Source organism: Microbacterium sp. AZCO, assembly GCF_039614715.1.
In the GTDB taxonomy this organism is placed as follows: domain Bacteria; phylum Actinomycetota; class Actinomycetes; order Actinomycetales; family Microbacteriaceae; genus Microbacterium.
In genome coordinates this window covers 4,066,350-4,087,620 of the sequence record NZ_CP154857.1, presented here as the reverse complement: position 1 = coordinate 4,087,620, position 21,271 = coordinate 4,066,350, and the positions used below count along the sequence as shown (strand labels likewise).

General features: G+C 71.6%; 25 protein-coding genes and 1 pseudogene. 15 read left to right on the top strand and 11 right to left on the bottom strand.

Features of this window, described 5'->3' with window-relative positions; genetic code table 11:
• The 4 genes from AAIB33_RS18525 to AAIB33_RS18510 form a co-directional block, all read right to left on the bottom strand.
• Positions 1-882 (bottom strand): SDR family oxidoreductase, encoded by an 882-nt coding sequence (locus tag AAIB33_RS18525; protein ID WP_345801430.1) that lies wholly within the window; start codon positions 880-882, stop codon positions 1-3.
• A 135-nt stretch (positions 883-1,017) separates the two neighbouring features.
• Positions 1,018-2,538, bottom strand: coding sequence for an FAD-dependent oxidoreductase (locus tag AAIB33_RS18520; RefSeq protein ID WP_345801429.1), 1,521 nt, complete (start codon positions 2,536-2,538; stop codon positions 1,018-1,020).
• Positions 2,539-2,540: 2 nt separating this feature from the next.
• Entirely contained in the window at positions 2,541-2,852 is a 312-nt protein-coding gene (locus AAIB33_RS18515; protein ID WP_345801428.1) for a hypothetical protein, read from the bottom strand.
• 7 nt (positions 2,853-2,859) lie between these two features.
• A complete protein-coding gene (locus AAIB33_RS18510) occupies positions 2,860-3,033 on the bottom strand; it encodes a hypothetical protein (protein WP_345801427.1) in 174 nt (57 codons plus the stop codon).
• 271 nt (positions 3,034-3,304) lie between these two features.
• On the opposite strand from AAIB33_RS18510, the gene AAIB33_RS18505 reads away from it, so the two are divergent.
• Genes AAIB33_RS18505 through AAIB33_RS18495 form a run of 3 tightly spaced genes read left to right on the top strand, consistent with a single transcriptional unit; the run spans position 3,305 to position 6,664 of the window.
• The gene (locus AAIB33_RS18505; RefSeq protein ID WP_345801426.1) at positions 3,305-4,699 is read left to right on the top strand and encodes an extracellular solute-binding protein; all 1,395 of its coding nucleotides are present in this window, start codon (positions 3,305-3,307) and stop codon (positions 4,697-4,699) included.
• Position 4,700: 1 nt separating this feature from the next.
• Complete coding sequence (locus AAIB33_RS18500) at positions 4,701-5,675, top strand: sugar ABC transporter permease (RefSeq protein WP_345801425.1); 975 nt, start codon at positions 4,701-4,703, stop codon at positions 5,673-5,675.
• Positions 5,672-6,664, top strand: coding sequence for a carbohydrate ABC transporter permease (locus tag AAIB33_RS18495; RefSeq protein WP_345801424.1), 993 nt, complete (start codon positions 5,672-5,674; stop codon positions 6,662-6,664). The genes AAIB33_RS18500 and AAIB33_RS18495 overlap by 4 nt, the downstream gene beginning before the upstream one ends.
• Before the next feature lie 8 nt (positions 6,665-6,672).
• On the opposite strand, the gene AAIB33_RS18490 is transcribed toward AAIB33_RS18495, so the two are convergent.
• Positions 6,673-6,921 carry a hypothetical protein gene (locus tag AAIB33_RS18490; protein ID WP_345801423.1) on the bottom strand — a complete coding sequence of 83 codons (249 nt, stop codon included), beginning with the start codon at positions 6,919-6,921 and terminating at the stop codon, positions 6,673-6,675.
• On the bottom strand, positions 6,908-7,243 hold the full coding sequence (locus tag AAIB33_RS18485) for an ATP-dependent DNA ligase (protein ID WP_345801422.1): 336 nt from the start codon (positions 7,241-7,243) through the stop codon (positions 6,908-6,910). Before AAIB33_RS18485 ends, AAIB33_RS18490 begins: the two co-directional genes overlap by 14 nt.
• A gap of 253 nt (positions 7,244-7,496) precedes the next feature.
• Here AAIB33_RS18485 and AAIB33_RS18480 point away from each other — a divergent pair, with 253 nt between their 5' ends.
• Positions 7,497-8,735: a cytochrome P450 gene (locus tag AAIB33_RS18480; protein ID WP_345801421.1), complete on the top strand. Its 1,239-nt coding sequence runs from the start codon at positions 7,497-7,499 to the stop codon at positions 8,733-8,735.
• Positions 8,732-9,169 carry a hypothetical protein gene (locus AAIB33_RS18475; RefSeq protein WP_345801420.1) on the top strand — a complete coding sequence of 146 codons (438 nt, stop codon included), beginning with the start codon at positions 8,732-8,734 and terminating at the stop codon, positions 9,167-9,169. Before AAIB33_RS18480 ends, AAIB33_RS18475 begins: the two co-directional genes overlap by 4 nt.
• On the opposite strand, the gene AAIB33_RS18470 is transcribed toward AAIB33_RS18475, so the two are convergent.
• From AAIB33_RS18470 to AAIB33_RS18460, 3 genes are read right to left on the bottom strand one after another with little or no spacing between them, the layout of a single operon-like run.
• Positions 9,141-10,802, bottom strand: coding sequence for an alpha-amylase family protein (locus AAIB33_RS18470; RefSeq protein WP_345801419.1), 1,662 nt, complete (start codon positions 10,800-10,802; stop codon positions 9,141-9,143). The genes AAIB33_RS18475 and AAIB33_RS18470 overlap by 29 nt on opposite strands.
• The gene (locus AAIB33_RS18465; RefSeq protein ID WP_345801418.1) at positions 10,799-11,767 is read right to left on the bottom strand and encodes a TIGR03885 family FMN-dependent LLM class oxidoreductase; all 969 of its coding nucleotides are present in this window, start codon (positions 11,765-11,767) and stop codon (positions 10,799-10,801) included. Before AAIB33_RS18465 ends, AAIB33_RS18470 begins: the two co-directional genes overlap by 4 nt.
• Before the next feature lie 2 nt (positions 11,768-11,769).
• Positions 11,770-12,447, bottom strand: coding sequence for a DUF6766 family protein (locus AAIB33_RS18460; RefSeq protein ID WP_345801417.1), 678 nt, complete (start codon positions 12,445-12,447; stop codon positions 11,770-11,772).
• Positions 12,448-12,812: 365 nt separating this feature from the next.
• Here AAIB33_RS18460 and AAIB33_RS18455 point away from each other — a divergent pair, with 365 nt between their 5' ends.
• Genes AAIB33_RS18455 through AAIB33_RS18445 form a run of 3 tightly spaced genes read left to right on the top strand, consistent with a single transcriptional unit; the run spans position 12,813 to position 14,682 of the window.
• Positions 12,813-13,589, top strand: coding sequence for a hypothetical protein (locus AAIB33_RS18455; protein ID WP_345801416.1), 777 nt, complete (start codon positions 12,813-12,815; stop codon positions 13,587-13,589).
• Complete coding sequence (locus AAIB33_RS18450) at positions 13,586-14,065, top strand: phage holin family protein (protein WP_345801415.1); 480 nt, start codon at positions 13,586-13,588, stop codon at positions 14,063-14,065. The genes AAIB33_RS18455 and AAIB33_RS18450 overlap by 4 nt, the downstream gene beginning before the upstream one ends.
• Positions 14,062-14,682 carry a DUF3618 domain-containing protein gene (locus AAIB33_RS18445; protein ID WP_345801414.1) on the top strand — a complete coding sequence of 207 codons (621 nt, stop codon included), beginning with the start codon at positions 14,062-14,064 and terminating at the stop codon, positions 14,680-14,682. Before AAIB33_RS18450 ends, AAIB33_RS18445 begins: the two co-directional genes overlap by 4 nt.
• 19 nt (positions 14,683-14,701) lie before the next feature.
• Here AAIB33_RS18445 and AAIB33_RS18440 read toward each other — a convergent pair whose 3' ends face one another.
• Complete coding sequence (locus AAIB33_RS18440; RefSeq protein ID WP_345801413.1) at positions 14,702-15,040, bottom strand: hypothetical protein; 339 nt, start codon at positions 15,038-15,040, stop codon at positions 14,702-14,704.
• An 89-nt stretch (positions 15,041-15,129) separates the two neighbouring features.
• Here AAIB33_RS18440 and AAIB33_RS18435 point away from each other — a divergent pair.
• The 4 genes and pseudogenes from AAIB33_RS18435 to AAIB33_RS18420 all read left to right on the top strand — a co-directional run.
• A pseudogene (locus AAIB33_RS18435) lies at positions 15,130-15,579 on the top strand (SRPBCC family protein); the annotation flags it as partial.
• Positions 15,580-15,719: 140 nt separating this feature from the next.
• Positions 15,720-15,956 (top strand): hypothetical protein, encoded by a 237-nt coding sequence (locus AAIB33_RS18430; protein WP_345801412.1) that lies wholly within the window; start codon positions 15,720-15,722, stop codon positions 15,954-15,956.
• Positions 15,957-16,808: a glycosyltransferase family 2 protein gene (locus AAIB33_RS18425; protein WP_345801411.1), complete on the top strand. Its 852-nt coding sequence runs from the start codon at positions 15,957-15,959 to the stop codon at positions 16,806-16,808.
• 105 nt (positions 16,809-16,913) lie between these two features.
• The gene (locus AAIB33_RS18420) at positions 16,914-17,627 is read left to right on the top strand and encodes a sigma-70 family RNA polymerase sigma factor (protein ID WP_345801410.1); all 714 of its coding nucleotides are present in this window, start codon (positions 16,914-16,916) and stop codon (positions 17,625-17,627) included.
• A gap of 5 nt (positions 17,628-17,632) precedes the next feature.
• On the opposite strand, the gene AAIB33_RS18415 is transcribed toward AAIB33_RS18420, so the two are convergent.
• Positions 17,633-18,604 carry a glycosyltransferase family 9 protein gene (locus AAIB33_RS18415; protein WP_345801409.1) on the bottom strand — a complete coding sequence of 324 codons (972 nt, stop codon included), beginning with the start codon at positions 18,602-18,604 and terminating at the stop codon, positions 17,633-17,635.
• Positions 18,605-18,679: 75 nt separating this feature from the next.
• Here AAIB33_RS18415 and AAIB33_RS18410 point away from each other — a divergent pair, with 75 nt between their 5' ends.
• Genes AAIB33_RS18410 through AAIB33_RS18400 form a run of 3 tightly spaced genes read left to right on the top strand, consistent with a single transcriptional unit; the run spans position 18,680 to position 21,269 of the window.
• Positions 18,680-19,228 (top strand): HAD family hydrolase, encoded by a 549-nt coding sequence (locus AAIB33_RS18410; RefSeq protein ID WP_345801408.1) that lies wholly within the window; start codon positions 18,680-18,682, stop codon positions 19,226-19,228.
• The gene (locus AAIB33_RS18405; RefSeq protein ID WP_345801407.1) at positions 19,225-20,268 is read left to right on the top strand and encodes a glycosyltransferase family 9 protein; all 1,044 of its coding nucleotides are present in this window, start codon (positions 19,225-19,227) and stop codon (positions 20,266-20,268) included. The genes AAIB33_RS18410 and AAIB33_RS18405 overlap by 4 nt, the downstream gene beginning before the upstream one ends.
• A complete protein-coding gene (locus AAIB33_RS18400) occupies positions 20,265-21,269 on the top strand; it encodes a glycosyltransferase (protein ID WP_345801406.1) in 1,005 nt (334 codons plus the stop codon). Before AAIB33_RS18405 ends, AAIB33_RS18400 begins: the two co-directional genes overlap by 4 nt.
• The last annotated feature ends 2 nt before the right edge of the window (positions 21,270-21,271 follow it).

The following is a 21,271-nucleotide window of genomic DNA, read 5'->3' as shown; positions in this document are numbered from 1 at the left end:
TCAGAGTCCCTTGCCGCCCGTCACCGGGAGCACGGCGCCCGACACGTAGGACGCGGCCTCCGAGGCGAGGTAGACGTAGGCCCCCGCGAGCTCCGCGGGCTGTGCCGCGCGGCCGAGCGGGGTGTCGCTGCCGAACTTCTCGACCTTCGAGGAGTCCCAGCCGGTCGCCGGGATGAGCGGCGTCCACACCGGGCCGGGGGCGACGGCGTTCACGCGGATGCCCTTCGGGCCGAGCTCCTGGGCCATGGCTTTCACGAAGGCGACCTGGGCCGCCTTCGTCATGGCGTAGTCGACGAGGCCTGGCGACGGGTCGAAGGCCTGGATCGACGCCGTGACGATGATCGACGACCCGGGCTCGAGGTGCGGGGCCGCGGCGCGCGCCGACCACAGCAGGCCGTAGAGGTTCGTGCGGAAGACGCGGTCGAACTCCTCGGTCTCCAGTGACGCGAGTCCCTCGCGGTCCTTCTGGTAGGCGGCGTTGAGCACGAGGATGTCGAGGCCGCCCAGCTGGCCGATCGTGTCGGTGACGATCGACGTGGCGAAGCGCTCCTCACGGATGTCGCCCGCGAAGCTCACCCCGCGCCGGCCGGCATCCGCGATCAGGCGCACGACCTCGTCGGCATCCTCCATCTCCTCGGGCATGTGCGCGATCGCGACGTCGGCGCCCTCCCGCGCGAAGGCGATGGCCGCCGCGCGGCCGATGCCGGAGTCGCCGCCCGTGATGAGGGCGCGCCGGCCTTCGAGCCGTCCCGCGCCGCGGTAGCTCTCCTCGCCCGCGTCGGGCTTCGAGCGCATCTCCTCGTTGGTGCCGGGCTGCTCCTGGGACTGGGGCGGGAATTCGTCCTGGTGCTTGTCGCGAGGGTCGGTCTGCTCGTCGCTCATCGTCGTCTCCTGTCCGGCCCGCTCCGGGGGGAAGCGGTTTCGGCCTCGACGCTAATGAGGCCCCCGTCGCCGCGAAATCGGGTTGACAAAGCGTCGCGACGTGGGCACGCGGACGTGAGTGGATGCCTCCCCGACCTACCCCGCGGGCCCGAGGTCGGCGACCGCCGGCCCCTCGAGCAGCGTGCCGTCGGCGGTGAACCGGGACCCGTGCAGGGGGCAGTCCCACGTGCGCTCGGCGTCGTTCCACGAGACGATCCCGCCCAGGTGCGTGCAGACGGCGGAGAGGCGGCACAGTCGTCCGTCGACCCTCGACTCGGCGACGGGCGAGAGCCCCGACCGCACCACGCGCCCCTCGCCCTCGGCGGGCGGCGCGTCGGGCTTCGCCGACATCTGCGCCCGCGTCCAGCCGCCCACGAGATGGCCGGCCACTTCGGCGTTCGCAGCCACGGCCTCACCGGCGTCGGTGACGCTCGGCATGCCCGTGCGCAGGCGCTCGGCCCAGACCGGCGGCTGGTCGGCGATCGCCCCGGCGATGGCGAGCGCCGCAGCGGCGGCGTTGGTCATCCCCCACTTGTTGTAGCCCGTCGCCGTATAGATGCGGCCCCCGCCCCGCGGCATGGGTCCCGCGAACGGCACGTTCGTCACCATGCGGTAGTCCTGGGCGGCCCACCACGTGACGCGCGCGGCGCCCGGGAAGTGCTCGCCGACCCACGCGTCGAGCTCGGCTCGTCGCGCGCGCACGCTCTCCTCGCGCCCCGGCACGAAGCCACCGCCGCCCGCGACGAGCAGCTCCCGGTCGACCCCGACCGGCGCCCCGCGGAGCGACCGCGCCTGCGGGTCGACGGAGACGTACATGCCGTCGGGAACCCGGATGTGCTGAGGCAGCCGGTAGGCGGCGGCGAGGGAGCGCGATGGCACGACCTTGGCGAAGAACAGCCCGCGGTCGAGGATCGGGATGCCGGTCGCCAGGACGACCAGCCGCGCGTCGATGTCACCCGTCGCGGTGCGCACGCGGACGCCGTGCTCCGAGACGTCGACGCCCGTGACGCGGCATCCCGCCACGACCCTCCCGCCGTGCCGACGCACCTCTGCGACGAGACCCGCGAGCAGCCGGAGGGGATGCAGCTGCCACTGCCCCGGCATCCTGAGCGCGCTCGTGACGGGGAAGGGTACGCCGATGTCCGCGCCCGGGCCCTCCCGCTCGACGGCGAGGCCGCCCGCCACGAGCGCCTCCGCCTCGGCGTGCAGCGCGTCGTCGCCCTCCGGCGTGGTCGCGTAGGTGAACGCCGTGCGGGGCTGGATGACCGCCGGATCGTCACCCGCCTCGGCGCGGATCCACTCCTGCCCCTCGCGGTTGGCCTCGAGGTAGGCCCGCAGCACGTCGTCGCCCGCGTGCGTGCGGATGCCGCTCGCGACGGCGCCCTGCAGCAGGCTCAGCTTGCCGGTCGTGTTGCCCGTCGTGACGGCGCCGACGACGCGCGCCTCGAGCACGAGCACCCGCCGACCCTGACGGGCGAGCAGGACGGCGGTCGCGAGACCCGTCAGGCCCGCCCCGACCACCACGACGTCGGCGCGGTCGGGGCGGGTGTCGGAGACGACCTTCTCGGCGGTGCGGTCCCAGAGCGACTCCGGCGGCACGAACGTCGGAGCGACCATGCCTAGGGCGCGGCTCGCCTCGGCGGGGGCGGGAAGTGCGGGATCGCGAAGGGGCGCTGCCGGCGGTTGAGTCCGCCCGGCGCGAGGTCAGCCGCGGCGGCCCGCAGCACGTCGGTCAGGTCGGTGAAATGCGTCCACCCTCGCCGGCCGTGGAGCCAGACGACCTCGAGTCCCTCGGCGGTCGTCTCGATGTACGCGACGATGCTTGCGGGGTCGTCCTCCTCGACGTTGCGATCGCAGAGCCGCCAGGAGCCTTCACCCAGCGGGATCAGCTCGAGCTGGTGCACGTGGCCGTCGGCCATCGATATCGTCATCGCCGCCTCACTCGTGACGGTCCGCGGGGATCTGGTAGGACCGCACGGGGATGTACCCCTTGCCGGCGACGCGCCGGAAGTCCTCCTCCGCGCGGTAGCGCCGGTCCGGCGCGTATCCAGGCTGCTGCGAGGGATCGACCGCCTCATCGCGGCGGCGCTGGTGGGTCGTCGTCTTGCTCATCGTCGTGCCTCATTCACTCGCGGCCGCCGGCGCCCGGAATCAAGGGACGTCGGTGCCCGTGATCCGAGCGTGCGCCCCGTTCGGCACCAGGAGGAGGGGCTTGACATTGCCGCACCCCCTTCCTACAAAGGTCGATAAGCGCAACCGGGTGTGCGATTCGCGCGCGGTGTAGCGCCGTCCTCCGCACTGGTCAAGGGGCTCGGCCCCATACGGCGACGGTTCTTACGTTCTCCCCACCGCCTACTTCTCGGCGGGTGGAAGGAGGCAGGAGATGCGCAGGACAGCAAGGGCGCTTCTCGGGGGCGCGCTCGCCGCGCTGACCCTCACCGCGACCGGGTGCGCGGTGGGGACGGGCGGTGCGAACGACTCGAACGCCCAGTACGACTCGGCGTCGCCGCTCAGCGGGACGCTCTCCGTCATGGGATTCTCGGGCGTCGACGAGGTGGCCACGTCGCGGATGGATCTGGCGAAGAAGGAGCTCGGCGACGGAGTGGACGTCAAGCTCATCGAGGGGGAGCTCGATCTGCAGCAGTTCCTCTCCGCCGTCGCGTCGGGCAAGCCGCCGGACATCGTCTACGCCGACCGCAATCAGATCGGCTCGCTCGCCGCCCGCGGCGCGATCGTGCCCCTCGACAGCTGCATCGAGGGCGAGGGGATCGACACGAATCAGTTCGTGCCGGCCGCGATCGACCAGGTGACGCTCGACGGCAAGGTGTACGGCATCCCGGAGTTCAACACGGTGCAGCTGACGATGGCCAACTCCCAGCTGCTCGACGCGGCAGGCGTGTCGCTCGACGACGTGAACGGGTCGGATTGGGATGCCGTCAGCGCGGCGAACAAGAAGCTCACGAAGTCCGACGGGGGCAAGCTCTCGGTCATCGGGTACGACAGCAAGATGCCGGAGTTCCTGCCGCTGTGGGCCAAGGCGAACGGCGCCGACCTCATCTCGCAGGACGGCAAGAAGGCGCAGCTCGACGATCCGAAGGTCGTCGAGGCGCTCACGTGGGCCGTGTCGATCTACGACGACCAGGGCGGGTTCAGCGCCGTCAAGGCCTACCGCGACTCGGCCGACTTCTTCGGGGAGGGCAATCAGTTCGCGACGAACGTGCTCGGCGCGATGCCCATGGAGCAGTGGTACGTCAACGTCCTGAACGACGTCTCCCCGACGGCTCCGATGGCCTTCGACACCGTGCGCGACAAGAAGGGCGACACGATCGCCTACGCGTCGGGCTCGGCGTGGGCGATCCCCGCCGGCAGCGCCAACCCCGAGGCCGCGTGCCGCTGGGCGAAGTCCATGACGTCGGTCAAGGCGTGGGAGGCCGCTGCGAACGCCCGCATCGACGCCCGCACGAAGGACGGGAAGCCGTTCACCGGCATCCTCACCGGCAACGCCGACGCCGACACGATGATCCAGGGCATGGTCACCTCCGGCGGAGAGCCGTGGGACACCGCGGTGAAGAAGATGTACGAGGCGAACAACAACACCTTCGCGCTGCCCGCCAACCCCGCCGACGCGGAGTTCACGACGGCGATGCAGGATGCCGTCAACTCCGTGCTCAACGGCCAGGCGAAGCCCGAGGACGCCCTCAAGAAGGCGCAGAAGACGGCGCAGGACGCCCTCGACAAGGCGTGGGCCAAGCTCGACAACGGCGGGAAGAGCAGCTGACATGACCGTCGCCACGCCCGCCGCGCCCGGCCTGTCCGCGCCCGCCCCGGCGCCGGACAGGCGCCGGGCGCGGCGGCGCGCCCGGCGACGCAACCTCTTCTCCGCGCTGCTCTTCCTGTCGCCGTGGATCATCGGCTTCGTCGTCTTCACGGCGTGGCCCCTCATCTACAGCGCCTACCTGTCGCTCACCGACTACGACGTCATCAACGATCCGAACTACGTCGGACTGCAGAACTACCGCGACCTCCTGCAGGATCCGAAGGTCTTCCAGGCGATCGGCAACACGATCTTCTTCACGGTCCTGCAGGTGCCGCTGCACGTCATCGTGGCGCTCTCGCTCGCCTTGCTGCTGAACCGGGCGGGGCGCAGCTCGAGCTTCTTCCGCACGATGTTCTTCCTACCCAAGATGACGCCGCCGGTCGCGGTCGGCATCCTGTTCCTCCTGCTCTTCAACGGGCAGAACGGGCTCATCAACACGGTGCTCGGGTGGTTCGGCATCACCGGGCCGTCGTGGACGACGGACCCCGCGTGGGTCAAACCCGGCCTCATCCTCATGAGCCTGTGGACGGTCGGCGCGTCGGTCATCATCCTGCTCGCGGCGCTGCAGAACGTGCCCGAGGAGCTCTACGAGTCGGCGCGCATCGACGGCGCGGGCTTCTGGCGGCAGTCCTTCAGCGTGACGCTGCCGATGATCAGCCCTGCCCTGTTCTTCATCATCGTGGTCAACACGATCGCGGGGCTGCAGACGTTCGATGAGGCCTACACGGCGTTCTTCGGCGCGGGCAACACGACCTACGGCAACGACGCGGCGCTGTTCTACGTGATCTACCTCTTCCAGCAGGCGTTCACGTTCCTGCACATGGGGTACGCGTCGGCGATGGCCTGGGTGCTCTTCGTCATCATCATGATCGTCACGGCGGTGCAGCTGCTCGTGTCGCGACGAGTGGTCTACTACGAGGGCGAGGGCCCGAAATGAGCCGCGTCCTGCCGGGCGGCGTCCCCGGTCGCGAGTACGAGCGCGATCCGCACCCGAGCGGCGACATGCCCACGGTCTCGCCGGGGAGGGATGCCGCCTCCCCGCCGCCGCGCGGCCGCCGACGCCGTGCGGGCACGGTCTCGACGCGGTCCGCTCGTCGCGGCCGCCGCATCCGCAGGGGCTTCGTCATCGCGGCGCTCACCGTGCTGACCGTCGTCTTCGCCTACCCCTTCATCTGGCTCGTGAGCGCCTCGTTCAAGCCGCGCGGCGAGGTGTTCGACAATGCACTCATCCCGAAGACCTTCACCCTCGAGAACTACCTCTCGGTGTGGGAGCAGGCGCCTGTCGGCCTGTGGCTCCTCAACACGGCCATCGTGACCGTGCTCGCCGCCGTGACCGTGACCTTCTCGAGCGCGATGGTGGCGTGGGGCTTCGCGTACTTCCGCTTCCGCGGCCGGGGCGCGCTGTTCGCCCTCGTGCTGGGATCGATGATGCTGCCCGGCGCCGTCACGATGATCCCGACGTTCCTCATCTGGAACGCGCTCGGGCTGGTCGGCACGCTGACGCCCCTGTGGGCCGGGAACCTCTTCGGCAGTGCGTTCTACATCTTCCTGCTGCGGCAGTTCATGCTGGGGCTTCCCCGGGAGCTCTTCGAGGCGGCGCGCGTCGACGGCGCATCCCAATGGGGCGTGTTCTGGCGCATCGCCCTGCCCCTGACGAAGCCGGCGCTCGCCGTCACGCTCGTCTTCGAGGTGCAGGCCGTGTGGACCGACCTCATGCGGGCCCTCATCTACCTGCGCGACTCATCGACCTTCACGATCCCCCGGGGCCTCAAGTCGCTCGTGGACGCGTTCGGCTTCGGCGGCGAGTGGCACTGGGAGATCATCGTGACGGCCTCCGTCATCGCGACCATCCCGATGATCATCATCTTCTTCCTCGGTCAGAAGCAGATCATCCAGGGTGTCAGCACGAGCGGACTGAAGGGCTGAGACGACGCCTACGGCTGCGCCGGCGGCGTGAGGTCGTGCTCGAATCCGGGCACCTCGGAGGGGATCGGGACGAGGGAGACGTTCGAGCCCGGGGTGATGAGCAGGAAGGCATCCCGTTTCATGCCCTCCCCGTCGTTCACCTTGAGCCAGTGGTGACCGTTCGCGAGCCCCGTGACGATCTCGTTCTGGATCTCGTCGAGCTCGCGGCCACCCACGCTGTACGAGTGGCCGCCGTAGATGATGTCAATGCGCTTCATCGGTCAGTTTCTGCGGCTCGGCGTACTCCGCCGGCTCGGGAACGACGTAGAGGCCCGAGGGGGAGTTCGCGGTGAAGGAGAGCGCGTCGATCCACGCGCGGTTGAGCGAGGGGCGGCGGCTGCCGTAGAACTTGTACACGAGCGAGCAGCGCGGGTGGATCCAGACCGTCGTGCGACCGTCGCCGATGCTCGGGTCGTCCCGCCAGCTGAAGTGGAAAGCCTCGCCGCGTCGCAGCTTCGTCCCGATGACGAGCTGGAGGTGCGCCAGCGTGCGGTCTTCGAAATCGACCTTGACGACCCCTTCGTAGACGAACTTTCCCATCGGCGTGCTCCTCGCTGATCACCTGGGTGATCCATCCCGCCTCAGGTCTGATTGCGCTGGTTCGCGCGCGCATCCACCCGCTGCTCGGACAACCATTCGGGGGATCGGGAGTGTGCGCATACGCCCTTGACGACCGCCATTCGTTAGGGTACGCCGGTCATCCGGCCAGCGGGAGAGGCGCCGTCGCTACCGCCCGCCCGGTGCCCCGTCAAGGGGCTCAGCCGGGCGATCGCCGCCTCACTACCGTCGCGGCATGGACGTTGCGCGCCTGCCGGGAGACTCCTCGCTCGCACTCCTGCGCGAGGGGTACCTCTTCGGCCACCGGCGCTTCGAACGACTCGGCACCGACGCCTTCCGGACGCGGCTCATGGCGCGTCCCGTGCTGCTCCTGCGCGGCGCAGCGGCCGCCCGCTTCTTCTACGAGGACGAGCGGTTCACGCGTGAGAGCGCCATGCCCCGCTCGGTGCTGCACTCGCTGCAGGACGAGGGCAGCGTGCAGACCCTCGCCGGCGGGGCCCACCGCGCGCGCAAAGCGCTCTTCCTCGAGGCGCTCGACGGCGAGGGCGAGGTCGCGCTGACCCAGGCCTTCGAGAGCGCCTGGGATGCCGCATCCGCACACCGCCGTCCGGGCGACGTCGAGCGGGTGCTCGAGAGCACCTCCGAGACGCTCACCCGCGCCGTGCTCGCGTGGCTCGGCATCTCGGCGACGAGCGACGACGTGCGCGCGCGCACCGGGGAGATGACCGCCATGATCGACGGGGCGGGATCGTTCGCCTGGCGCAACGGGCGCGGACGCGCCCTGCGCCGCCGATCGGAGGCCTGGGCGCGAGGAGTCGTCACGCGCGCCTCCCCGACGTCGTCGCGACCGCTCCGCATCATCGCGGACGCGGGCCTCGACCCGGACACGGCCGCCGTCGAGCTTCTCAACCTCGTGCGGCCGACCGTCGCCGTCGCCCGCTTCATCGCTTTCGGGGCGCTCGCCCTGCACCGGCATCCCGAGTGGCGGGAGCCCGTCGTGCGCGACGACACGATGCTCGCGGCCTTCTGCGACGAGGTGCGGCGCACGACCCCGCTGTTCCCGATCGTCGGCGGCACCGCGGCACGGGGCCTCGAGTGGAGAGAGGCGCGGATCGCTCCCGGCGACTGGGTCGTGCTCGACCTCTTCGCGACGAACCGGCATCCGCGAGAGTGGCACGAGGCGTGGCGGTTCGACCCCGCGCAGCAGCTGCCCGAGACGGATGCGGCCCCCGGGGAGCTGCCGCCGCTCCCCGTCGGTCACCCGGCCGTCGTGCCACAGGGTGCGGGGCCGATGGAGACGGGCCATCGCTGCCCCGGTGAGCCCGCGACGCGGAGCCTCCTCGCCGTCGCGGTGCGCCGCCTGGCGGAGGAGGCGTGGTCCGTACCGAACCAGGACCTGCGCGTCGATCTGTCGCGCCTGCCCGCCCGGCCCGGCGCACCGGGCATCACCGTCCGCTGGGAGGCCCCGCGATGAGCACCCACCACGACGAGGCGGTCCTCATCGCCGCCGCGACGGTGCGCCGCGTGGCGGTCGCGCTGTTCGCCGCGGCGGCCGCGCTCGCCTTCGCCGGGGTGCTCCCCGGCGACTCCGTGCTCCTCGGGTTGTCGACCTCGGACTCCCTCGCCGACGCCGGGCGCCTCCTCGCGGCGGTCGTGCTCGCACGACGCGTGCTCGAGAACGATCCTGCCCGCCTCGCGCGCACCCTCGGTCACGTCGGCATCGGGATGCTGGCCGCCGGCGCGCTGGTCACGCTCGACCCGCACCTCTTCGGCCTGCTCCCCTTCGGCGCCACGCTGACGGATCAGGGGGTGCTTCTCGCTGCGGGAGCGGCTGCCCTCGTGGTCGCGCGCATGGCTGCGGCGCGGCATCCCTCCTCTGTCAGACGACCGCGCCGTCGGGCGGGGTGATCTGGAGCCAGCGGAAGCCGAACCCGTCGAGCTCGACGTCCGTCGGACCGTCGGGATCGAGGGGGATCTCGCGCGGGTGGAGCAGGTCGGTGAGCTCCTGGCCGCCCAGGTCACGGCCGGACGGCAGCCGCACCGTGGCGGGCACCGAGGCCAGATTGTGCAGCGCGAGCAGGCCGCCGCTCCCATTGACGCTCACCACGTGCGCGAGCACCGCCGGGGTCTCGTGCTCGAGCACGCGGACGTCGCCCCAGCCGATCTCGGGCGTCGTGCGGTAGCGGGCGATGAGCGCCTGGATGAAGTAGAAGAGCGACCCGGGATCCATGTGCTGGTCGCGCACGTTGACGTGGGCGGGTGCGTATCCGTCGGACGGGATGGCGCCCGGCAGCCGTGACGGCCGCGCCGAGGAGAAGCCGCCGTTGCGGCCGGGCGACCACTGCATCGGCGTTCGCACCGCGTAGCGTCCCGGCTCGGCGGGGTTCTCCCCCATGCCGATCTCCTCTCCGTAGTAGAGGACGGGGGCACCGGGCAGCGAGAAGAGGAGGCTGTAGGCGAGCCGCAGGCGGCGGGGGTCGCTGTCGAGCATCGGGGCGAGGCGACGGATGATGCCACGGTCGTAGACCCGCTGGGCGGGGTCGGGGGCGAGCGCGTCGAAGACGTCGTGCCGCTCATCGGGCGTGAGGAGGTGCAGGGTGAGCTCATCGTGATTGCGCAGGAAGTTGCCCCACGTCGCCGGCTCGTGCGTCGCGGGCCGAGAGGCGAGCGCACGCGCGATGGGCTCCGCCGTGCCGCGCACCATCGCCAGGTACACGGCGTTCATGAGCGTGAAGTCGAACTGGGCATCGAGCTCGCTCCCGTCACCCCCGCCGAAGTAGTCGAGCTGCTGGTCGTGGGGCAGTGCGACCTCGCCGAGGAGCATCGCCTCGCTCGACCGGCGGCGGACGAACCGCTTCAGGTCGCGCAGGAACTCGTGCGGATCGGCGACGTCGGGCGCGCCGGGCTGCGCGAGCAGGAACGGGACGGCGTCGATGCGGAACCCGGCCACCCCGAGCTGCAGCCAGAACGCGACGATCTTCGAGATCTCGTCGCGGACGCGGGGCTCGGCGAGATTGAGGTCGGGCTGGTGCCTGTAGAAGGAGTGCATGTAGAACTGCTCGGTCTTGGGCTCCCACTCCCAGATGCTCTTCTCCTCGCCGGGGAACACCGTGTTCTTCGCGTTGCGCGTCGGCCGGTCCCGCCACACGTAGTAGTCCCGGAACCGCGAGTTGCGCGAGCGCTTGGCCTGCTGGAACCAGGGATGCCGGTCGGACGTGTGGTTCACGACGAGGTCGATGATGGTGCGGATGCCGCGGCTCCGCGCCGTGCGGACGAACTCGACCATGTCGCCGAGACTCCCGAGACGCGGATCGACGCCGTAGAAGTCGCTGATGTCGTAGCCGTCGTCGCGGTCGGGCGTCGGATAGAAGGGCATGAGCCAGACGCACGTGACACCGAGCTGCTCGAGGTAGCCGATGGACTGCGTGAGGCCCGTGAAGTCGCCGATGCCGTCGCCGTCGGAGTCGCGGAACGTCTCGACGTCGAGGCAGTAGACGACGGCGTTGCGCCACCACAGGTCGCCCGTGTCCGACATCCTCATGCCGTCGCCTCCCGCAGCGCGGGGAGCAGCTCGTCCCGGGCACGCTCGAGGAACCGGTCCTGATCGAGGCCGACGTGGTGGAGGTAGACCTCGTCGAACCCCACGCCGACGATCTCGGCGAGACTCTCGGCCATCGCGCGCGCGTCCGAGCCGACGAGCACGCCCGCACGGAGGGCGTCCTCGTCGCCGGGGTTCGCGGCGGCGTCGAAGTCCTCCGGCTGCTCGAGGTCCCACATGACGTCGCCCGGCGCGGTGGCCTGCCGCCACTGCTCCGCCGCGATTCCGAGCGCCTCATCGTCGGTGCCGGCGAGGCTCACGTGCACTTGAACGGCGACGGGACCCGTGCCGCCGGCGTGCCGCCACGCGGCGAGCACCTCGGCGAGTGCCCGCGCATCGCGGCCGACCGTCACGAGCCCGTCCGCCCACCCGGCCGCCCACGCCGCCGTCGCGGGTCCGACGGCGGCCGCGCGGAGGGGCGGCGGCTCGGCAGGGCGCGTCCAGACGCGGGCGTCGTGCACCCGCACGGCGCCGTCGTGGTCGACGCGCTCACCCGCGAGCAGCGCGCGCATGACCTCGACCGACTCCCGGAGGCGCTGCTCGCGCTCGGGCTTCGACGGCCACACATCACCCGTGATGTGCTCGTTGACGGCTTCGCCGCTGCCGAGCGCCGCCCAGAACCGGCCGGGGAACATCTCCTCGAGCGTCGCCGTCGCTTGCGCGACGATCGCCGGGTGCATGCGCTGACCGGGCGCCGTCACGACCCCGATCGGGAACGACGTCGTGGCGAGGGCTGCGCCGAGCCATCCCCACGAGAACCCGGACTGCCCCTGGGCCAGGCCCCACGGCGCGAAGTGATCGGAGCTCATCGCGACGTCGAAGCCCGCCGCTTCCGCCTGGCGCACGAGCGTCAGGAGGCGCGAGGGGGCGAACTGCTCGTGTGAGGCATGGAAGCCCAGCCGCGGCACCGTCACTCCGACGACACCGAGCTCTTGTGGTGGGGCGCACCCACCGGCTTCGACTCGCTGGACCCTCGCTGGCGGAGGTAGACCGAGAACGCGACCATGGACCCGACGGCCAGGAACTCGGACTGCCAGTTCTGCAGCGTGCGATTCCAGAACTCGGGCGACACGACGTACTGGGCCCATGTCTCATCGGGCATGCCGTGCTGGGCGTTCTCCTCATTGGCGACCACGACGCCGGCGAGCGACTGGGCGAGCCACGACAGCAGGAAGATCGTGCCCATCGCGATGAGAAGCGAATTGGAGTACAGCCAGCCCCGCAGACCCGTGTCCCTGGCCCAGCGAGGCGAATCCGCCAGCGCATACTCGCCCACGTACTGCTCCTCGTCGGAGCCGACCCCTTCGTCGCCGGGCTTCTTCGATTCGGGCGAGCCCTTCTGGATGAGCCAGATCGTCGCGAGGATGAAGAGGAAGAACTGCAGGAACTCCGACTGCCAGTTCTCCGCCACGTCGACGAGGAAGTCCGACGAGGTCACGAAGTCGAGGAATCCCATCGGCGGCTGCCCGTGCATCGCGAGCTCTTCGTTCTGGTTCGCGAGGCCGGCGAAGGCCTGGCCGATGATCGCGGCGAGGAAGATCACGAGGAAGAACAGGCTCAGCCCGCTGTCCCGCAGGAAGCGCTTCATCCGCCCATCACCTCCCGACGAGCGGCAGGACGATCATGACCACGAGTCCTCCCGCGATGATCACCACCCACGCCCAGAACATCGTGCGCCGTGCGAGGCGATCCGCTGCAGGTTCCATGACGCTCTCCCTCCGCGATGGCCGGTCTCCCTCCGTGCGCTGGCCACGCTAGGACCCCCGCGCGACGAGGGGCAGGGGCTTGACGGTCCTGCGCCCGCATGGCAATTCGACGAAGCGACCCCGGCCCACGCGCGGGTATGCCACAGGTCCCCCCGGGGGCGCAAGCCCCGCGCAGACGAGGGAACCCGGGGTTTCACTGGAACGGACGTGGTCGACCGCGGCCGCGAACGAATCGAAGGGAGTGGCGATGTCGGACACTCATGACACGCTGCACACGGGCGGGTCGACGTACCCGACCACAACCTCGCCGACAGGAAGCACCCCCAACACCGGCACGCCCTCCGCGGGCGACGTCGTCGACACCGCGAAGCAGGAAGCCGCGGGCGTCGTGGACACGGCCAAGTCGGAGGCCAAGGAGGTCGGCCGCGAAGCACGCACGCAGCTGTCGAGTCTCTACCACCAGACACGCTACGAGCTCAGCGATCAGGCTTCACAGCGCCAGCAGAAGCTCGCCGACGGACTGCGGTCCGCGGGCAGCGAACTGCGCGGCATGGCGGACTCGAGCACCGACAACGGCGTTGCGAGCGACGTGGTGCGGCAGGTGTCGCAGCGCCTCGAGGGCGCCGCATCCTGGCTCGGTTCCCGCGGCCCGGAGGGGGTCATCGACGAGGTCAAGCGCTATGCGCGCCGCCGCCCCGTCGTGTTCCTCGCCGCCGCCGCCCTCGCGGGCGTCGTGGTCGGACGACTCACGCGGTCGCTGGCCGCCGGTCAGCCCGATGACGGCGGTGCGAGCCGCTACACGGGGGACGGGTCCTACCCGACGACCGGCTACCGGACCGGTGCGACGTACGGAACCGAGCCGAGCTACGGGACCGGCGCAGCCTACGGCTCGGCCGGCACCTACGGAACCGGCGCCGCATCGGGTGCGACGACCGACGAGGTCGGGACTCCCATCTACGACGCCACGACCGGCGTCGCCGACGAATCCCGCGACCCGCTCTATCGATCCGGGGAGGACGGATGACCAACCAGATGCCGGCCGGACGGAGGGTCGATCCGGCCCCGGCCTCGTCGCCCGCGCTGAGCGGCGACGAGACGCCCTCGGAGGTCCAGGCGGCGACCACGTCGCTCGGCGACCTCGTCGGCCAGGTCACCGGCGACATGTCCCGGCTGATGCGTCAGGAGCTCGAGCTCGCCAAGGCGGAGCTGCGCGAATCGGCCAAGACCACCGCGAAGGCGGGAGCCATGATGGGCGTCGGCGCGTACGCCGGCCACCTGACGGTCCTCTTCCTGTCGATCGCGCTTTGGTGGGGCCTCGGGTCGCTCTTCGACAACGGATGGCTGGGAGCCCTCGTCGTCGCCGTCCTCTGGGGGATCGTCGCGGCGATCCTGCTGGTGGTCGGCCGCAACAAGATCAAGGAAGTCCAGGGCGCGCCCCAGACGGTGGACACATTGAAGGAGATCCCCGAGGCGCTGAAGAGGAATGAGGAGAACCGATGAGCACTCAGTCACCGGAAGAGATCCGCGCGAACATCGAGGAGACCCGCCGAGAGCTCGGTCAGGACGTGGACGCGCTCGCCGACAAGGTCACACCCTCGAAGATCGTGGACCGGCAGAAGAACAAGGTGCGCAACGCCCTGGGCGGCGTAAAGGACCGCATCATGGGCGCAGCCGACGACGCGTCGTCGTCGGTCGCCGGCGCCGGCCACTCGGTCGCGCACGGCGTCGAGGACGCGGGTCACGCCATCAAGGCCAAGGCGCAGGGCAACCCCCTCGCCGCGGGACTCATCGCCTTCGGCGCGGGCCTGCTCGTGGCATCCCTCATCCCGGCGTCGGACAAGGAGCGCGAGCTCGCCGCGAAGGTGGAGGAGAAGGCCCAGCCGCTGATGGACGAGGTGAAGGACGCGGCCCGCGAGGTCGGCCAGAACCTCAAGGAGCCCGCGCAGGATGCGGTCGACTCGGTCAAGACGACGGCACAGGATGCTGCGCACAACGTCGCGGACGAGGCGAAGGCGAGCGGGCAGACGGTCGCCGATCAGACCAAGCAGGCGGCCGGCAGCAGCGGCTCCTCCTCGACGACCGGCACGGGTACGGGCACCTCCGCGGCGGGTACGTAGTGGGGCTCGGACACGGGCGTCAGCTGAGCTCGTCCTCGTTGATCCGGACCTGATCGCCGCCGTCCTCCGGGAGCGCGACATTCACCGCCGAGACGCGGCGGATGCGCTTCCGGAGGTCGGCGGCCAGGCCGTCGTCGGCGGGCACGTCCAGATCGGAAGAGGTGGTCTCCGTCATGAGGACCGTGGAGGACGTCAGCAGGAACGTCGCACGGACCTCGTTTCCATCGGCCCCCACCGCAGGCACCTCGACGGTGTCGCTCTCGCCCGCCGCCGCGATGAGTCGCGAGTACTCCATCAGGAGATCCGCGAGGGTGTCGTCGACGAACAGGGTCTTCTCGGCATAGGTCACGTGGCGCATGTCCGCACAGTAGGCGCAGCGCCCCAGCATCCGCCCACGGGCTTGACACCCGCACCGCTTCATGAATCACCCCCGTAGGAAAGGAACAGATCGTGCAGATCGTAGAGACCATCGATGTCGACGTCCCCCTGACGACGGCGTACAACCAGTGGACGCAGTTCGAGAGCTTCCCGCACTTCCTGCAGGAGGTGGAGTCGATCACGCAGATCGATGACACCCACAACCACTGGAAGGTCAAGGTCGGCGGCGTCGAGCGCGAGTTCGATGCCGAGATCACCGAGCAGCATCCGGATGAGCGCGTCGCGTGGCGCAGCATCGGGGGCGACACCGCGCACGCGGGCGTCGTGACCTTCCACCGCCTCGGCGACACCCAGACGCGTGTGACGGCGCAGATCGACTGGGACCCGGAGGGGCTCGTCGAGAAGCTCGGCGCGCTCGTGCACGCCCCCCAGCACGCCGTGAAGAAGGACCTCGAGAACTTCAAGGAGTACATCGAGGGCCGCGGCGTCGAGACCGGCGCCTGGCGCGGCGATGTCGAGCCGGGCGCGGGCGCGTCGCCCAGCAGCGGCACGACCGGCACGACCGGCACGACCGGCACGACCGGCACGACCGGTGCGACGTTCGCGACCGGTGCGACCGGCACCACGAGCAGCACCGACGACACGACCCGGGACCTGCCATGAGCGACAACCAGGACAAGCCGAGCCAGGCCGAGGGGGAGGACCCCGAGCGCCCGAACACCGGTGAAGGCTCCGGCGCGGTCGGCAAGCCCTCGCAGGCGGAGGGGGCCGATCCGACCCGTGCCGATGCCGACCAGGGCTTCTCGAACGACTCCGCCGACACGACCGGCTCGTCCGCCGCGACGAACAGGGCCACCGCCGGAGGCGAGGGTTCCACGTCGTCCGAGGACGACTGAATGACCAGCCGGCGCCCCGCGGCAGCGTGGGGCGCCGGCGACCCCCTCGCCCCGCCCGCCGTCGACGTGCTGATCCCGACGGCAGGGCGCCCCGGGGAACTCGCCGTGACGCTCGCGGGGCTCGCCGCGCAGGACGACCCGCCTTTCGGCGTCGTCGTGAGCGATCAGTCGCTCGACGATGCGACGCGGCGCTCCCCCGCCGTCGCCGCCATGCTGCGGGTGCTCGCCGCCCAGGGACGCGCGGTCGAGCTCGTCGAGCATCTCCCCCGCCGGGGGCTCGCCGAGCAGCGCGACTTCCTCCTCGGCCGATCGAGCGCCGAGGAGGTGCTCTTCCTCGACGACGACGTGTGGCTCGAGCCGGGTGCGCTGGCCGTGCTGCACGAGGCGCTCGGCGTGCTCGACTGCGGGTTCGTGGGCATGGCGGTGCAGGGCCTCTCCTACCTCGGCGACGACCGGCCGCACGAGCGTGACGCCTTCGAGCCGTGGACCGGCCCCGTCGAGCCCGAGCGCGTCCGCCGGTCGACTCCCGCCTTCGAGCGGTGGCGGCTGCACAATGCAGCCAATCTGGTGCATCAGGCACGAGGGATGGATGCCGCGACCTGGGTCGCGTACAAGGTGGCGTGGATCGGCGGCTGCGTGCTGTTCCGGCGGGAGGCGCTCGTCGAGGCGGGGGGATTCGCGTTCTGGTCGTCCCTGCCCTCGCAGCACGCGGGCGAGGACGTGCTGGCGCAGTGGCGCGTCATGGAGCGGCGCGGCGGGGCCGGCATCCTGCCGAGCGGAGCCGTGCACCTGGAGGCTCCGACCACGGTGCACGACCGGTCCACCGAGGCCACGGACCTCCTCGCCGACTGACCCGCCACCGTCGTTTACACTGCTTCTCCTTCTTCCTCAAGCCCCTCACCACTTCTTCTCCTCCCCCCGCACGATCCCCTTGAGAACCACGGGGAGGTGGGGAGCATGGAGGACGACGAGGCCCGCGTGCTCGCGAACCTGGCATTGGCCGAACGCGTCGCGCGCCGCTACTTCCGGCACGATCCGGCTCGGGATGAGGATCTCGTGCAGGTCGCCTACATCGGCCTCATGAAGGCCTCCCGCCGGTACGAGCCGTCGCGCGGCACCGACTTCGCGGCGTACGCGATCCCCACGATCGCCGGCGAGCTCAAGCGGCATCTGCGCGACCACGGGTGGTTCATCCGGCCGCCCCGCCACGTGCAGGAGCTGCGCGCGCAGCTCGTCGAGGCCGTGCCGCGGATGAGCCAGCGGCTGGGCCGCCGGCCGACGCTGGCCGAGCTGGCGGTGGAGCTCGGCACCTCGGAGGCCGACGTCCGCGAGGCGCTGGAGTCGGCGATGCACATGAGCCCCGTGTCGCTCGACGCGCGGGTCGGGGAGGATCACGGCACGACGCTCGGAGAGGTCATCCCGACGCCGGGGTCGGAGGTGGAACGCACAGAAGCGACCCTCCTCGTGTGGGCGGCGCTGCGCACCCTGACGCCGCGCGATCGCCGCGTCGTCCGCCTGCGGTACTTCGACGACTGCACGCAGCAGGACATCGCGACCAAGGTCGGCGTGACGCAGATGCAGGTGTCGCGCATCCTCGCCCGGACGCTCCGCACCCTGCGGACGCAGCTCGAGGGCGGCTCAGCGGTCGGAGAGCCCCGGCGGAGCGCGTGACGCCGTCAGCCGGGGGTGCCGAGCGCGCGGTCGACGGCCGCGAGGACGTCGTCGACGGTCACGGCGAGGAGTGCAGGGTCCGGCGCATCGGCGAACGCCTCGCCCAGGCGCAGCCGCGCATCCGTCAGCACGACGTGCGGGCCGGGCGGCGGGCCCCACTCCTCCGGCGGCGCGGGGCCGAACAGCACGACGGACGGTCGCGCGTACGCCGACCCGAGGTGGGCCGCGCCCGTGTCGGCGGTCACGACGAGCCGCGCACCGGCGATCGTCGCGGCAAACGCCGTGAGGTCGAGCCGGCCCGCGACGACGGCGTCCTCCCCATCGCCCGCGAGACGCGCCACCTCGAGAGCGCGGTCGCGCTCCGACGCGTCGCCCGTGTAGCGGACGCGATGCCCGCGCCCCCGCAGCTCACGCGCGACCGCGGCGAAGCGCTCGGCGGGCCAGCGGCGCGAGCCGTAGAACGCGCCGACATGCACGATGGTGACCCCCGCATCGCCGCCGGGCGGCACGGCGATCGCGACGTCGTCCGCGTCCGCCTCCACTCCGAAGGCTCCGATCAGCCGCACCCAGCGACGGCGCTCGAGGCCGCCGTCCACCCACGCGGGCATCCGGGGGTCGCGAGGGCGGTCGCCGTCGATCTCGGCGACGCGGTGCGCCACGGTGAGCCGGGCTGCGAGAGCGTCCACGCGGCTGCGGCTCTCGACGCCCTTGCCGTGCAGATTGACGGCGATGTCCACGCGGCCGGGCTCGAGCGGGAGAGGCTCGTCGAGCCCGCGCGTCGGCAGCAGGTCATCGACGCCGCCGACGAGCGCGACGATCGGCTCGAGCCATCCCGGCACCGCGAGCACGAGCCGATGCTCCGGAAAGGCCCGCCGCAGGCCGTGGATCGCCGGAACCGCCACGAGCAGGTCACCGAGCTTGAGGGCGCGCAGCACGAGCAGTTCGGGACGCCCGTCCGGCGGGCCGAGATGCCGCATCCCTCCAGCATCCCAGGCTCCGGGGAGCCGGGCACCGACGTTTGCCGCGATCGAGAAGAGGGGAAGAAGAAGCACATGGGCAGCGCCGAGCCGAACGTCTCCGCCGTGCTCTTCGACCGCGACGGCACGCTCGTCGTCGACGTGCCGTACAACGGCGATCCCGCGCTCGTCACGCCCATGCCGCATGCTCTCGAAGCCGTCGCACGCGTGCGCGCGGCGGGTCTCGCCGTCGGGCTCGTGACCAACCAGTCGGGCATCGGGCGCGGCATCCTGACCCACTCGCAGGTGCGGGCCGTGAACGCCCGGATCGAGGAGCTGCTCGGCCCGTTCGACGTGCAGGCCTACTGCCCGCACACGCCGGAGCAGGGGTGCGGATGCCGCAAACCGCGCCCGGGCCTCATCGTGGCGGCGTGCGCGGCGCTCGGCGTCGACCCCGCCTCCGCGGTCGTCGTGGGCGACATCGGCGCCGACGTCGATGCCGCGCGCGCCGCCGGCAGCGCGTCGGTGCTCGTGCCGACGCAGGAGACCCTGGCGGCGGAGATCGAGGCGGCGCCCCTCGTCGCGCCCGACCTCGCCGAGGCCGTTCGGCTTCTGCTCGCGTCGAGAGCGGAGGCGCGGCGATGAGACGCGCGCTCGTGGCGAGGCTCGACAGCGTCGGCGACGTGCTCCTGTGCGGTCCCGCTGTCCGCGCGGTCGCGGCGGGGGTCGACGAGGTGTGGATGCTGTGCAGCTCGATCGGCGCCGAGGCGGCGCGCCTCCTCCCCGGCGTCGACCGCGTCCTCGAGTGGGACTGTCCGTGGATCACGGCGCATCCCCCGCTTGCGACGCCCGAGCAGCTCGCGCGGCTCGATGCGCTCATCGCGGAGGCTGCTCCGGACGTCGCGGTGATCCTGACGTCCTTCCACCAGTCGCCGCTGCCTCTCGCGCTGCATCTGCGCCTCGGGGGCGTGGAGCGTGTGACCGCCGCGTCGGCCGACTACGCCGGCACCCTCCTCGACGTGCGGCTGCGGCCCGGAGAGGAGTTCCCCGAAGACCTCCCCGAACCCGTGCGGGCGCTCACGATCGCGCGGGCGGCGGGGTTCGATCTGCCGGACGGCGATGACGGGCGGCTCCGGATGCACGCGGGGCGGGCGCCGGCCGAGTTCGACGGTCTCGTCTCCCCCGTCGTCGTGCATCCGGGGGCCTCGGCGACGTCGCGCCGGTGGCCCGCGGAGCGGTTCGCCGAAGCCGTCGCACTGCTCCACGAGGCCGGCCGCGATGTCGTCGTGACGGGCGGATCCGACGAGCGCGAGCTCACGCGCCTCGTCGCCGGCGCCGGGTCATCCGCCCTCGACCTCGGCGGCCGCACCGACCTCGCCTCGCTGGCCGCCGTGATCGCCCGCGCTGCGGTCGTCGTGTGCGGCAACACGGGGCCCGCGCACATCGCCGCCGCCGTCGGCACTCCCGTCGTGAGCCTCTTCTCGCCCGTCGTCCCCGCGGCGCAGTGGGCCCCGTACCGCGTGCCGCACGTGCTCCTCGGCGACCAGGACGCCCCCTGCCGCGGCACGCGCGCGACCGAGTGCCCCGCGCCGGGGCATCCCTGTCTGTCATCCGTCGATGCGGCCGACGTCGTGAGCGCGTGCGAGCGGCTCGCACCCGCCGGCAGGCAGGAGGTCTCGATATGAGGGTGCTCCTCTGGCACGTCCACGGCGGCTACACCGACGCCCTCGTCCGCGGCGAGCACGAGTACCTCCTGCCCGTCAACGAGACGCGGGATGCATGGGGCCTGGGCCTGGCCGGTCGTCCGTGGCCGCAGGCGCGCGAAGTCGCGATCGGAGCGCTGCGCGACGAGCAGATCGATGTCGTCGTGCTGCAGCGCCCCGAGGAGCTCGAGCTCGTGCACCGCCTGACGGGCCGCCGGCCCGGCCGCGACATCCCGGCCGTCTACCTCGAGCACAACGCCCCGCGGCCCGACGCCGTGGCGAGCCGGCATCCCCTCGCCGATCAGGACCTCATCCCGATCGTGCACGTGACGCATTTCAACGACCTCTTCTGGGACTCAGGGCGGGCCCGCACGCTGGTCGTCGAGCACGGTGTGCCCGACCCGGGTGAGCGCTACTCGGGAGGGCTCGCGCACCTCGCCGCCGTCGTCAACGAGCCCGTCCGCCGCGGTCGCATCGCCGGCACGGACCTGCTGCCGCTGTTCGCCCGCATCGCCCCCCTCGACGTCTTCGGCATGGGCGGCCGGGAGCTCGAGGAGCTGTACGCGCCCGAGTCGACGGGGGTCTCGCCGGCCGGCGACCTTCCGCCCGGGACGCTGCAGCGCGAGCTCGGCCGGCGCCGCGTGTACCTGCACCCCTACCGGTGGACCTCGCTCGGCCTGTCGCTCATCGAGGCGATGCTGATCGGGATGCCGGTCGTCGCGGTCGCGGCGACCGAGGCGGCCCGCGCCATCCCGCACGGCGCGGGCATCGTGTCCACCGACATCGACGAGCTGCGCCGCGGCGCCATCGGATACCTCGTCGACCCGGGCCTCGCCCGGGAAGCCGGACAGCGCGGCCGCAACCATGCACTGCGGCGATTCAGTCACACGACGTTCCTCCGCAGGTGGGATGCCGTGCTCGGCGACCTCGCCGCGTCACCCTCGCGCAACCGGCCGGCCGCCGCGCCGGCGGGAAGGAGCTGATC

Excerpts from the sequence above, each read along its gene's own strand:
- AAIB33_RS18440 (WP_345801413.1), bottom strand. The coding sequence starts at position 15,040 with ATGCGCCACGTGACCTATGCCGAGAAGACCCTGTTCGTCGACGACACC.
- AAIB33_RS18505 (WP_345801426.1), top strand. The coding sequence starts at position 3,305 with ATGCGCAGGACAGCAAGGGCGCTTCTCGGGGGCGCGCTCGCCGCGCTG.
- AAIB33_RS18430 (WP_345801412.1), top strand. The coding sequence starts at position 15,720 with ATGAGCGACAACCAGGACAAGCCGAGCCAGGCCGAGGGGGAGGACCCC.
- AAIB33_RS18495 (WP_345801424.1), top strand. The coding sequence starts at position 5,672 with ATGAGCCGCGTCCTGCCGGGCGGCGTCCCCGGTCGCGAGTACGAGCGC.
- AAIB33_RS18515 (WP_345801428.1), bottom strand. The coding sequence starts at position 2,852 with ATGACGATATCGATGGCCGACGGCCACGTGCACCAGCTCGAGCTGATC.
- AAIB33_RS18480 (WP_345801421.1), top strand. The coding sequence starts at position 7,497 with ATGGACGTTGCGCGCCTGCCGGGAGACTCCTCGCTCGCACTCCTGCGC.
- AAIB33_RS18490 (WP_345801423.1), bottom strand. The coding sequence starts at position 6,921 with ATGAAGCGCATTGACATCATCTACGGCGGCCACTCGTACAGCGTGGGT.
- AAIB33_RS18470 (WP_345801419.1), bottom strand. The coding sequence starts at position 10,802 with ATGAGGATGTCGGACACGGGCGACCTGTGGTGGCGCAACGCCGTCGTC.
- AAIB33_RS18475 (WP_345801420.1), top strand. The coding sequence starts at position 8,732 with ATGAGCACCCACCACGACGAGGCGGTCCTCATCGCCGCCGCGACGGTG.
- AAIB33_RS18420 (WP_345801410.1), top strand. The coding sequence starts at position 16,914 with ATGGAGGACGACGAGGCCCGCGTGCTCGCGAACCTGGCATTGGCCGAA.
- AAIB33_RS18485 (WP_345801422.1), bottom strand. The coding sequence starts at position 7,243 with ATGGGAAAGTTCGTCTACGAAGGGGTCGTCAAGGTCGATTTCGAAGAC.
- AAIB33_RS18415 (WP_345801409.1), bottom strand. The coding sequence starts at position 18,604 with ATGCGGCATCTCGGCCCGCCGGACGGGCGTCCCGAACTGCTCGTGCTG.
- AAIB33_RS18410 (WP_345801408.1), top strand. The coding sequence starts at position 18,680 with ATGGGCAGCGCCGAGCCGAACGTCTCCGCCGTGCTCTTCGACCGCGAC.
- AAIB33_RS18520 (WP_345801429.1), bottom strand. The coding sequence starts at position 2,538 with ATGGTCGCTCCGACGTTCGTGCCGCCGGAGTCGCTCTGGGACCGCACC.
- AAIB33_RS18400 (WP_345801406.1), top strand. The coding sequence starts at position 20,265 with ATGAGGGTGCTCCTCTGGCACGTCCACGGCGGCTACACCGACGCCCTC.
- AAIB33_RS18525 (WP_345801430.1), bottom strand. The coding sequence starts at position 882 with ATGAGCGACGAGCAGACCGACCCTCGCGACAAGCACCAGGACGAATTC.
- AAIB33_RS18500 (WP_345801425.1), top strand. The coding sequence starts at position 4,701 with ATGACCGTCGCCACGCCCGCCGCGCCCGGCCTGTCCGCGCCCGCCCCG.
- AAIB33_RS18425 (WP_345801411.1), top strand. The coding sequence starts at position 15,957 with ATGACCAGCCGGCGCCCCGCGGCAGCGTGGGGCGCCGGCGACCCCCTC.
- AAIB33_RS18445 (WP_345801414.1), top strand. The coding sequence starts at position 14,062 with ATGAGCACTCAGTCACCGGAAGAGATCCGCGCGAACATCGAGGAGACC.
- AAIB33_RS18405 (WP_345801407.1), top strand. The coding sequence starts at position 19,225 with ATGAGACGCGCGCTCGTGGCGAGGCTCGACAGCGTCGGCGACGTGCTC.
- AAIB33_RS18455 (WP_345801416.1), top strand. The coding sequence starts at position 12,813 with ATGTCGGACACTCATGACACGCTGCACACGGGCGGGTCGACGTACCCG.
- AAIB33_RS18510 (WP_345801427.1), bottom strand. The coding sequence starts at position 3,033 with ATGAGCAAGACGACGACCCACCAGCGCCGCCGCGATGAGGCGGTCGAT.
- AAIB33_RS18460 (WP_345801417.1), bottom strand. The coding sequence starts at position 12,447 with ATGAAGCGCTTCCTGCGGGACAGCGGGCTGAGCCTGTTCTTCCTCGTG.
- AAIB33_RS18450 (WP_345801415.1), top strand. The coding sequence starts at position 13,586 with ATGACCAACCAGATGCCGGCCGGACGGAGGGTCGATCCGGCCCCGGCC.